The sequence below is a fragment of the Blautia sp. ZXY-1-C6 genome, assembly GCF_056339875.1.
This window is the reverse complement of record NZ_JBWJVQ010000068.1, coordinates 1-11281: the sequence shown is the minus strand read 5'-3', so window position 1 is coordinate 11281 and position 11281 is coordinate 1. Positions and strand designations below refer to the sequence as shown.

Here is an 11281-nt window from a genome sequence, read left to right as displayed (position 1 = left end):
CTCTGCAGTGGCGATCATCGTACCCATCATGGCTTATGCAATATGGGATGGTTCATAAATTACTGAACAGGAATAAAAAGGTGGTGGATTCGGATATGGAGAATATTATTTTTGACGTTGGACAGGTTCTTGTAAAATATGACTGGGAGACCTATCTGGACAGTTTTGGTTTTCCGAAGGAAGAGCGTGATAAAATTGCGGAAGTGGTATTTCAGAGCAATACCTGGAATGAGAGAGACAGAAGCAGCGAGACTGAGCAATATTATGTAGATCAGATGGTAAAAGCTGCACCGGAGTACGAAAAGGATATCCGGGAGGTAATGCGCCGTTCTGACGAGACAATTGAGAAAACAGATTATGCGGAAACCTGGGTGAGATATCTGAAAGATAAAGGATATCATGTTTATATTCTTTCCAATTATGCAACTGACACACTGGAGAGAACGGAGGATAAACTTACGTTTCTTAAATATGTAGACGGAGCAGTGTTCTCCTGTCAGGTGAAGCAGATCAAACCGGAACCGGAAATTTACAAAACCCTGCTCGGACGCTACCATCTTGACCCGGAGAAATCCGTATTTCTGGATGACAGAGCGGAGAACTGTGAGGCAGCCAGAAAACAGGGAATCCATGCAATTCAGTTTAAATCTTTTAAACAGGCAGCAGCAGAACTGGAGAAACTGGGCGTCAATTAAAATTGTTACTGTTCACTCCGTTCTCAGTAACATAGCCAAAATTCATTCTAGTACAGCGTTTCGTAAATAACTATACCAATCGCGTAGAATGCGGATTCGAGTGTGCTGGTATAAAAACGCAGGCGTAGCGGGCTACGCTGAGGCTTTTAGACCTGTGCAATCGGATTCGCAGACAAGTGAGTGGTATAGTTATTTCGAAAACGATGTACTAGATTGCCTGCGGCAATGGAATTTTGGCTTGTATGTCTCGGGATTTTGGCATATTCATGCCAAAACACCTCGCGGGCTAGTGGTGTGTGAACAGTAACTTAAAATTCACTAAAAATACAAAGAATATCATTTGTATTTTTAACTGAAAGATGATATAATAATAAAGCTTGTGGAAGGAATATTTTCCATATGTTTCCGCACAGGCATAATACCTATGAAATATTGGAAAAGAGGATTAAAGGAAATGAGCGATAAAACAATCTTAGAGCAGTGGCGTGCCATCGCCTATGACCAGCAGGCAGACCGTAATAAACTTCAGAGATTTTGGGCAAATTATTTTAATATTGAAAAAGGAATTTATGAGCAGCTTCTTAGCAACCCGGATGAGGTAGTAACCGGTACAGTTAAGGAACTGGCTGAGAAATACGGACAGGAAGTTCTGACAATGGTTGGTTTTCTTGATGGAATCAATGACAGTCTGAAGATTCCGAACCCGATTGAGACAATGGATGAGAACACAAAGGTTTCTCTGTGCTTTGATAAAGAACTTCTTTATAAGAACATGGTAGATGCAAGAGCTGACTGGCTGTATGAACTGCCACAGTGGGATGCGATCTTCACACCGGAGAAGAGAAAAGAACTTTATCTTGAGCAGAAGAAATCAGGAACAGTTGTCAAAGCAAAGAAAATCGGACGTAATGATCCTTGTCCTTGCGGAAGCGGCAAGAAATATAAATATTGCTGCGGTAAGAATGCGTAAGCATCCAAATTTGGAATATATTATCGTGCTTGGTGCCCATGTAGAAGGCACCCGGCTTACAAAAGCCCTTCTGGAACGTACCAGGAGGGCTTTACAGTATATGGAAGAGAATCCTGAGACTAAGGCTGTTCTGTCCGGAGGAAAAGGGGACGGAGAATCTATCACAGAAGCTCAGGCAATGTGCAATTATCTTGTGGAACATGGAATTGACAGAGAACGACTGATTCTGGAAGAGAAATCTACCAACACAACAGAGAATCTGAAGTTCAGTCTGGGAATGATCGGACTGAATCATTCGGTGGGCATTGTCACCAATAATTTTCATGTTTTCCGGGGAACGGCCATAGGAAAGAAATGTGGATGCAGAGAAATTTATCCCATTCCTTCCAGATACCGTTCATGGAGACTTCTGATATATATTCCAAGAGAAATCCTGGCAATCATCAAAGATAAGCTGATGGGAAATATGTGACTGTTATGCGAATCACTATTTGACAGAGAAATATTTTTCCTTAATAACAGAAACCGGCATTTCCTGTCCGGTCCAGATCTGGAAAGCTTTAGCCCCCTGATGAAGAAGCATATACATGCCATTAAAGGTCTGGCATCCGGCTGCTTTAGCCTCTCTGAGCAGTCGGGTTTCCTGTGGCTCATAGACAACATCTGCCACTACAAGCTCAGGACGGAACAGAGATGTATCTTTGATGATGGTATCGTCGATATCCGGAACCATGCCTACAGAGGTTGCATTGATCAGCAGATAACTCTGTGCAATGGAATCTCGCAATGCAGTATGATCATCATTGTCGAAGAGGCAGACCTGGCAGCCTGTTTTAGCAGAGAGATTCTCAGCGAATTTCTGTGTGCGATTCCAGTATCTGCTGGTGCGGCGGGCAAAAATATGTACGGAAGCCGCACCGTCCAGGGCAGACTGTGCACAGATGGCCATCGAAGCTCCTCCTACTCCCATGACAGTTATATTTTTACCGGTAATATCATGTCCCGCATCACGTACAGATTGCATAAAACCGTACCCGTCTGTATTGTATCCGATTAACTTTCCGTTATCGTTCAGTACAGTATTGACAGCACCGATCAGTTGGGCTTCAGGGGAAAGATCATCCAATAATTCTACAATTTTATTCTTATTCGGCATGGTAAGGTTGAAACCGCGAATGCCGCAAGTCTTTAATCCTGCAACTGCTGCAGGAAGAGTTTCTTCATTTACATCAAAACATAAATATACATAGTCAAGCCCGAGAAGGCGAAATGATTCATTGTGCATCAAAGGGGAAATGCTGTGTGCCACCGGGCTTCCTAAAAGCGCGGTAAGACCTGTGTGTCCGGTAATATTATTCATGTTAAAATCCTCCAGTCTGTTTTGTAGCAGAGACATAAAATACTGTCTGAATTGTGACAGTATAGAAGATGCCCTTCTAAAACATAGAAATTATCTATCATTTTATTCTAACTTCAATTATATGTCAATACATGTTCATTTTGGTTTATATGATAAAAACTGTCGATTTAGTGCGACAAATAATAAGACATAATTCCTCCGTTTTGACAAAATCCGCATACTTTATCACGTATAATGAATCTCACTTACCGAAGTGAAGGAGAAGTCAGAGGCAGTATCAGACGGAGGGAAGGAAATGCATTACGAAATATACATAGATGTAGTTTTTTTCACAAATCTCCTGATAGATTACATATTGATCAGATTTACAGGAATATTATTCCGATGTGGAAGAAGCAGAAAAAGAGCTCTTCTGGGAGCTGCTGCAGGTGCGGTGTTTTCCTGCTGGATCATTTATCTGCAATCTTTTCTGAAGTCTGGGATTTTTCTTCCGGCACTTGTCCTGCTGCATGGTGGCTGTGCTGCAGGAATGCTTGTGATCGGATGTAATCTGAAAAGGGGAAGTCTGCTGCTTAAAGCAATACTTACACTGTATTTTGCCGCATTTCTGTGTGGAGGGTTCTGGGAAGTGATCGTCAGTGATAAGTTGACAGTCAAAATGTTTCTGATCCTTGCAGCAGCAACGTGGTCCGGCATTACAGCGTTGTCATATCTGATGGATTCCATGAGAATACGGACAAAGAATATCTATCCGATAACCATATACTATAAAGGATGTGGATATCCTTTTCAAGGATTTTATGATTCCGGAAATCTGCTTATGGATTCTGTAAACGGAAAACCTGTATCTGTAGGGACAGAAAAAGTTTTATCTGAAATATGTTCAGAAGAAACCGTAAGCTGTTTAAAACACCTGAAAGAAAATCCCGGGGAGTCTGGGAAACCGGGAACTGCCGGGCTTCATCCACATTTTACTTTTTTTCACAGTATAGGAAAAGAACAGGGGATGATGCTGGCTGTTACCTTTGAGAAACTCTGCATTCAGACTCCAGCAGAGGTTGTCTGCATAGACAATCCGGTATTTGCATTTTCATTTGAAACATCCGCTTTTGGTAAGGAATACGAGGTACTTTTGAATTCCAGATTACTTTAACGGGAGGGGTTGTGACTATGAGCTGTTATCCATTACAGGTAGTGTCAAGAATGGTGATGAACCGTTCAGGAGAAGTTTTTTATATTGGTGGAAATGATGTGCTGCCGGCACCACTGGAGCCGAAGCGTGAGGCATTTATACTGCAGAAGCTTGGAACAGGGCAGGAAGAAGAAGCGAAGTCTGTTCTGATCGAACATAATTTAAGGCTTGTGGTGTATATTGCAAAGAAGTTTGATAACACAGGAGTCGGGGTGGAGGATCTGATCTCAATCGGAACGATTGGGCTGATCAAGGCGATCAATACCTTTAATCCTGTAAAAAACATCAAGCTTGCCACTTATGCATCCAGATGTATAGAGAATGAGATCCTGATGTATCTTCGCCGCAACAGTAAGACAAAGATGGAAGTGTCCATAGACGAACCGCTGAACGTAGACTGGGATGGAAATGAACTCCTGCTTTCTGATATTCTGGGAACTGATGAGGATGTGATTTCAAGACGTCTGGAAGATGAAGTGGAGATTTCGTTGTTATCAAAGGCAATTAGAAAGCTTTCACCGCGTGAGCAGACGATCATTCGCCTTAGATTTGGTCTGGGAAAGGAGAATGCTGCAGAGAAAACACAGAAAGAGGTTGCAGACCTTCTGGGAATTTCTCAATCATATATTTCCAGACTGGAAAAAAGAATCATGAAGAGATTGAAAAAGGAAATTGTGAAATATGAATAGACGTAATTGGGGAATGTAGTATAATGATATAAAGGATAGTAACTATTCAGCAATCCGCCTGTAACTGTGAAAGCACTGAACGGTTATGATATAAGCAAACTGTGGGAAATGTTTGCAGTGGGTGATTCACAGATATCAAGTCGGGGAAAGAAAAAAGGACAGAAGAGAAAAGTGAAGGTAAATAAAATACAGACAGAAAAAAACAAAGATAAAACTCTGAGGCAGGATACAGAAAGCTGCATACTGACAGATTGCAGTTTATGTCCGAGAAATTGCCATGTAGACAGAACAGCCGGAAAAACCGGATACTGTGGAATGGATCAGAAGGTTAAGATTGCAAGGGCAGCTTTGCATATGTGGGAAGAACCATGTATTTCGGGAACCAGAGGTTCCGGGGCAGTCTTTTTTACAGGATGCAATCTGAGATGCTGTTTCTGCCAGAACCGGGAAATTGCCATTGGTGACAGTGGCCTTGAGATCACTGAGGAAAGACTGGCAGAAATATTCCTGGAACTGCAGGAAAAGGATGCTGCAAATATCAATCTGGTAACCGGAACACATTATATTCCACAGATCATCGCAGCTTTGGACTGTGCAAAGAAGCATGGGCTTAATATTCCGGTTGTCTATAACTGTGGTGGATATGAGAACACAGAGACATTGAAACTTCTGGACGGATATGTGGACATTTATCTTCCGGATTACAAATATGCGGAGAGCGAATTGGCGGTGAAATTTTCACATGCGAATGATTATCCTGAAAGAGCTATGGAAGCAGTTAATGAGATGGTACGCCAGACAGGAATGCCACAGTTTGATGCAGAGGGATATATGAAACGTGGGACTATTGTGAGACATCTTATATTGCCGGGGCATACAAGAAATTCAAAAAAGGTTCTGAAACTTTTACATAAGACTTTTGGAAAGCAGATTTATATCAGTATCATGAATCAGTATACGCCGGTTTTTGAGCAGAAAGAATATACAGAACTGAATCGTTGTGTAACCAGAAGAGAATATGAAAAAGTTCTGGACTATGCATTTGAGCTTGGGATTGAAAATGGATTTTTTCAAGATGGTGAAACTGCCAGAGAGAGTTTTATTCCTGCGTTTGATTATGAAGGTGTGAGAAAAATGCTATAAAATAAAAAACTCCCATAAATGGAAGGAGGCCGGTACTTTCGTACCGGCGCGTATGAAAAAGAAAAATATTTATAAGAAAGATTCATCATCTTTCTGAAGTTCATTATATCCAATAAATATGAATAAAATATGAATACAGTGTAAAAAAATAAAATTTGTTTTACCAAAATATTTTTAGAATTTCTTCCATGTATCCCTTACAAACAATATCAGTAACGGGAAAATCTCAAGACGTCCTGCCAGCATATCAAAAGTAAGGATAAGCTTTGAAAACCAGGAGAACATGCCGAAGTTTCCGGTAGGTCCTACCAGTTCCAGACCAGGTCCGATATTATTAAAGGTTGCCGCAACCGCCGTAAAATTCGTGATCAGATTGAAATCGTCAAAGGCAATCAGGAATATGGAGGATGCAAAAATCAGCATATATACAATGAAGAAAATATTTGTGGAACGAACAACTTCATGTGGGATGGCTTTGCCGTCCATTTTTATTTTCTTTACCGCATTTGGATGCAGAAAAATATGAAGCTCCTTGCGGACTGTTTTGCAGAGAATCAGGATCCTGGATACTTTAATGCCGCCGCCTGTACTTCCGGCACATGCACCGATAAACATCAGCAGTACCAGGATTGTCCGCGAAATTTCCGGCCAGGTATTAAAATCTGTTGTTGCATATCCGGTTGTTGTGATAATGGAACCAACCTGGAAAGCTGCCTGCTGAAAAGCTTTGGCTGCACTTCCGAAAATATGGTAAATATTGCAGGCGATGATAAGAATTGCAATACCGATGATTCCGAAATAATACCGCACTTCTTCCATTTTAAAAGCCTGAGCAAATTTTTTTGTGATAATGAAAAAGTAAGCATTAAAGTTAACGCCAAATAAAATCATAAATACAGTAATGACCACCTGCAGATATGTACTGTAACTGGCCATGCTGTCATTTTTAATACCAAATCCTCCGGTACCTGCAGTACCGAAAGCTGTACATATGGAGTCAAACAGCGGCATACCACCGACCAGAAGAAGCAGGATCTGGATCACTGTCATTACGAAATAAATAGAATACAGAATTTTGGCAGTTGACTGTACTTTTGGCGCAAGCTTGCTTACAGATGGTCCGGGACTCTCCGCTTTCATAAGATTCATGTGATAACCGCCGGTAAGTGGTAGAAGGGAGAGGATGAAAACCAGAACCCCCATTCCGCCGATCCAGTGCGTGAAGCTTCTCCACATCAGCATACAATGAGGAAGCGCCTCCACATCGCTGAGAATACTGGCTCCTGTTGTAGTAAAACCTGAAACTGTTTCAAATAATGCATCTACAGGATTTGGAATGCTTCGGCTGATCACAAAGGGGATTGCTCCTATGATACTCAGAACGATCCAACTTAATGCTACAGTCACGAAACCTTCTTTTGTGTAGAAAGCCTTTCTTGTCGGCTTTTTCCTGGTGAGAGGAAGCCCGATGACCAGGCATAAAGCAATCGTGATCAGAAAAGTTACACCGGAAGTTTCCTGATAGATCAGTGCCGTAATTGCGGGCAGAGCCATAAATACAGCTTCAATTTTCAGAATCATTCCGATGATATAGATAATAATGGAATAGTTCATGATTTGGCTCCTTTATTTTTCCAGAATATCTGTGATATCGCGAAGGCCCTTCTGAGAAGTTACTATGATAACGGTATCTCCAACCTGAATGGTATCCTGGCCTCTGGGAATCCTGACCTGACCATTTCGGTTCAGGTAACCTACAAGAAGGTTTTTCTTCAGGTTCAGTTCAGATAATGGAATGCCTGTTACCGGTGAATTTTCGCGGATGGCAAATTCCAGAGCTTCTGCCTGATTATCCAGGATATGATAAAGGGTTTCAATATTGCTGCCGATGCTGTTCTGCATGGCACGTACATACTGCAGGATATAGTCGGCTGTGATATATTTCGGATAAATGACGCTTCCGATATCAAGGTTATCAATGACATCATCAAAGGCAAGGCGGTTTACCTTGGCAACCAGTTTGGCATTGGAAACTGTTTTGGCAAAGAGTGAAAGGAAAACATTTTCCTCATCCATGTTTGTGAGTGATACAAAAGCCTCTGTGCGTGAGAGTCCCTCTTCCATAAGGAGAGAACGATTGGTTCCGTCTCCGTTAATGATAGTTGCCTCCGGAAGCAGATCACTTAAGGTTTCACAGCGGGACTCATTCTGTTCGATGATCTTAACGGAGATGTTCATATCAAGCAGGGCTTTTGTAAGGTAATAGGAAATGGTTCCTCCGCCGACAATAATGGCGTTTTTTACCTGATTGGTTTTCAGGCCGATCTTTTTGAAAAAGGCTGCTGCATTCACCGGGGAAGCAAGAATGGAAACCATATCTCCGTCGTGGATCACCTGATTACCGCCGGGAATAGATACATGATCCCGGCTTTCTACTGCGCAGAACAAGACGTCGCATTTCAGGGCTTCCGTAATGCGTGAGATTGTCATGCCATCCAGATTAAATTCAGGAAGCACTTTGAATTTCAGCATTTCCACACGACCACGTGCGAAAGTATCAATCTTGATAGCTGAAGGAAAGCGTAAGAGACGGGAAATTTCCTGTGCAGCTGCAAGCTCCGGGTTAATGATCATAGTAACACCCAGACGCTTCTTGATGAAGCTGATCTCTTTGGCATAGATAGGATTGCGGACACGGGCAATCGTCTGGCAATGGCCGGTTTTCTGTGCGATCAGGCAGCAGAGGAGATTCATTTCATCAGAGCCGGTTACGGCAATCAGGATATCTGCATTCTCAATACCTGCTTCCACCAGCGTGTTGATACTTGCACCGTTTCCCACGATACCCATGGCATCAATGTCATCCTGAAGGGAAGTGATTACATTAGAAGAAACGTCTATAAGAGTAATGTCGGATTCTTCTTCCTGAAGCTGTTCTGCCAGGGTACGTCCAACTTTACCGCACCCAACAATAATTATCTGCATAATTCCTCCAATAAGGGGGCTGTCACATAATATCTATGTGAGACAGCCCCTTTTATATCATATTTTTGTTTGTAATTGCTCAATATTTTTGGCAATTACTTTTGTGGCTATTAAGCTAAGAATACTATAGCACCACCAGATATATTTGTAAAGCAAATATGAAATTTCTGCGATTTTTAAGATGGAGTGTATTACTGCTCATTCCGTTCTCAGTAACACGCTTCGCGATGCTAATCGCATAAATTCGCGCAGTATGTCGCAGGTTTTGGCTGCGTACTTTATTTATTGCTGTTGCATGATGCAGTGCAGGGATTATCAAATCCCGGGGTAAAAGCATAGAAGTTTTTGGCATCAAGTTCTTCCTGAATGGACTGAAGAGCTTCCCCAAATCTCTGGAAATGAACAACTTCTCTGGCACGCAGGAATTTGATGGGATCCGCAATCTCAGGTATATTGCGGACTACTCTGAGAATATTGTCATAAGTAGAACGGGCTTTCTGCTCTGCAGCAAGATCCTCGAACAGATCAGTGATCGGATCACCTTTACTCTGAAATTCACATGCATTAAATGGTATGCCACCTGCTGCCTGTGGCCAGACTCCCACTGCGTGATCGATATAATACGGTCCGAATCCGGATTTCTCAATTTCCTCCATGGAAAGGTCCCGGGTAAGCTGATGTACAATAGTGGATACCATTTCCAGATGACTGAGTTCTTCTGTTCCTATGTCGTTGAGCAAAGCAGAAGTCGTCCGGTTCGGCATGGTAAAACGCTGGGAAAGATAACGCAGGGAAGCGCTGATCTCACCGTCCGGGCCACCGGAGTGCAGTACCCTATAATAGCCCCGCAAACCCAGTGTTTATGCGGGTTTGTGGGATTTTTAACTCAGAAAAAATATTACAAAAATGTTAAAAAGGCCGAAATAGCACTTTTTTATGGATGGATGAAATTCAGGAAATAATGATGTCAAAAGACATTTTTCCGGATTCTTTATCATATATAATCTGCTCCACAACACTTCTGATCAGATTTCCCTTTTCTTCATAACCTACGTCTGGATTCTTCAGGACATCCGCAACAGAACGGATCTCTTTCAGAATTTTTTCTGTGTCAGGCTGCTCTGCCTGCTCTTCCTGCAATAACTGTGAAAGGGCAGCAGTCAATTCTAACCGATCTGATACCAGACGATCCTTATTATTCTTATATTCTTCCAGAGTATCTACGCCTGCCTCATAAGCCTCTTTGATTCTGCCTTCTCTCATGGCGAGCTTACTGATCTCTCTTTGCAACTGATCAATCTGTAGTGAATGATCAGTCTTTTTCTTTTTACACACATATGTAAATTCTGCTCCATCTAAGATCTGATCAAAATAACTTATCACAGCTTCTTCAGCCTTTTTGACTGATAAGGCAACAGAAGTCTTATGAAATCCCTTTGCGTACTTCCAGCACTGGAAATAAGGACACTTATTATTACCGGTATAAGAAAGCGTGGCCCCGCAGACAGAACACTTCAAAAGACCGGATAGCCAGTGCTTACAGGCAGAGACATTCCGTGCCTTGACCGGACGTTTCCGGGAAGCGATCAGTTTCTGGCGTTTTTCATACCGTTCCCTGGAAAGACGTACCTCATGGCTTCCTTCAAATTCCACTCCGTTCCAGACAACAGTTCCGCAATAGAAGGGATTTCCAAGAATCCGGTCAACACTGCGCCGCTCGAAGAGTTTTCCACGTTTCGTCCGGTATCCGAGATCATTGCAACGCCTGGCAATAGCTGTCTCATCTAAGTTCTGATTATCATACAGGTCCATGATATAAGAGACAATGGCATATTCAGCTTCATTAATGATATAAGGCTTTCCATGTCCAACTGCAGTATAGCCAAGACAGGGAGACGTCTGATAGCCTTTTTGCAGGGCTTTTTCTTTCATGCCACGTAAAACCTCACCTGACAATCGAATGGAGTAGTATTCATCCATCCATTCTATGATACGCTCGATCAGACTGCCAAAAGGTCCCTCAATCAGTGGCTCAGATACACTGATCACGTCTACATTATCCTTCTTGAGCATACTCTTGTATACGATAGACTCTTCCTGGTTACGGGCGAAACGACTGAATTTCCATACCAGGATCACATCAATGGGGTGAGAGGGCTGCTTCGCCAGGGCAATCATCTTCTGAAACTCCGGGCGCTTCTGTGCATGCCGGCCGGAAACACTCTCAGTAAAGATAAAGTCCCCAGA

11 protein-coding genes are annotated in these 11281 nt (G+C 42.4%); 6 read left to right on the top strand and 5 right to left on the bottom strand.

The window, feature by feature from the left end; translation table 11 throughout:
• The 3 genes from AC075J_RS02750 to AC075J_RS02740 all read left to right on the top strand — a co-directional run.
• A partial coding sequence (locus tag AC075J_RS02750; protein WP_476389956.1) for an HAD family hydrolase occupies window positions 1-695 on the top strand: 695 nt, incomplete at its 5' end.
• Window positions 696-1149: 454 nt separating this feature from the next.
• Entirely contained in the window at window positions 1150-1665 is a 516-nt protein-coding gene (locus AC075J_RS02745) for an SEC-C metal-binding domain-containing protein (protein ID WP_020994084.1), read from the top strand.
• Window positions 1658-2137, top strand: a complete 480-nt coding sequence (locus AC075J_RS02740; RefSeq protein ID WP_026649093.1) for a YdcF family protein — start codon at window positions 1658-1660, stop codon at window positions 2135-2137. Before AC075J_RS02745 ends, AC075J_RS02740 begins: the two co-directional genes overlap by 8 nt.
• Before the next feature lie 15 nt (window positions 2138-2152).
• Here the strand turns inward: AC075J_RS02740 and AC075J_RS02735 are convergent, their stop codons facing one another.
• A complete protein-coding gene (locus AC075J_RS02735; protein ID WP_118614951.1) occupies window positions 2153-3025 on the bottom strand; it encodes a shikimate dehydrogenase in 873 nt (290 codons plus the stop codon).
• A gap of 295 nt (window positions 3026-3320) precedes the next feature.
• Here AC075J_RS02735 and AC075J_RS02730 point away from each other — a divergent pair, with 295 nt between their 5' ends.
• The 3 genes from AC075J_RS02730 (at window position 3321) to AC075J_RS02720 (ending at window position 6049) form a co-directional block, all read left to right on the top strand.
• Window positions 3321-4178, top strand: a complete 858-nt coding sequence (locus tag AC075J_RS02730; RefSeq protein ID WP_118614948.1) for a sigma-E processing peptidase SpoIIGA — start codon at window positions 3321-3323, stop codon at window positions 4176-4178.
• A gap of 17 nt (window positions 4179-4195) precedes the next feature.
• On the top strand, window positions 4196-4906 hold the full coding sequence (sigE, locus tag AC075J_RS02725; protein ID WP_020994083.1) for an RNA polymerase sporulation sigma factor SigE: 711 nt from the start codon (window positions 4196-4198) through the stop codon (window positions 4904-4906).
• Window positions 4907-5122: 216 nt separating this feature from the next.
• Window positions 5123-6049 (top strand): radical SAM protein, encoded by a 927-nt coding sequence (locus AC075J_RS02720; protein ID WP_118614961.1) that lies wholly within the window; start codon window positions 5123-5125, stop codon window positions 6047-6049.
• Between the two features lie 174 nt (window positions 6050-6223).
• On the opposite strand, the gene AC075J_RS02715 is transcribed toward AC075J_RS02720, so the two are convergent.
• From AC075J_RS02715 to AC075J_RS02700, 4 genes are all read right to left on the bottom strand, one after another.
• Complete coding sequence (locus AC075J_RS02715; RefSeq protein ID WP_118614945.1) at window positions 6224-7663, bottom strand: TrkH family potassium uptake protein; 1440 nt, start codon at window positions 7661-7663, stop codon at window positions 6224-6226.
• 12 nt (window positions 7664-7675) lie between these two features.
• Entirely contained in the window at window positions 7676-9034 is a 1359-nt protein-coding gene (trkA, locus tag AC075J_RS02710; RefSeq protein ID WP_025577354.1) for a Trk system potassium transporter TrkA, read from the bottom strand.
• 278 nt (window positions 9035-9312) lie between these two features.
• Window positions 9313-9885 carry a manganese catalase family protein gene (locus tag AC075J_RS02705; RefSeq protein ID WP_242859375.1) on the bottom strand — a complete coding sequence of 191 codons (573 nt, stop codon included), beginning with the start codon at window positions 9883-9885 and terminating at the stop codon, window positions 9313-9315.
• Window positions 9886-9985: 100 nt separating this feature from the next.
• Window positions 9986-11281 (bottom strand): recombinase family protein (locus AC075J_RS02700; RefSeq protein WP_476389955.1); only part of this gene is annotated, 1296 nt, incomplete at its 5' end.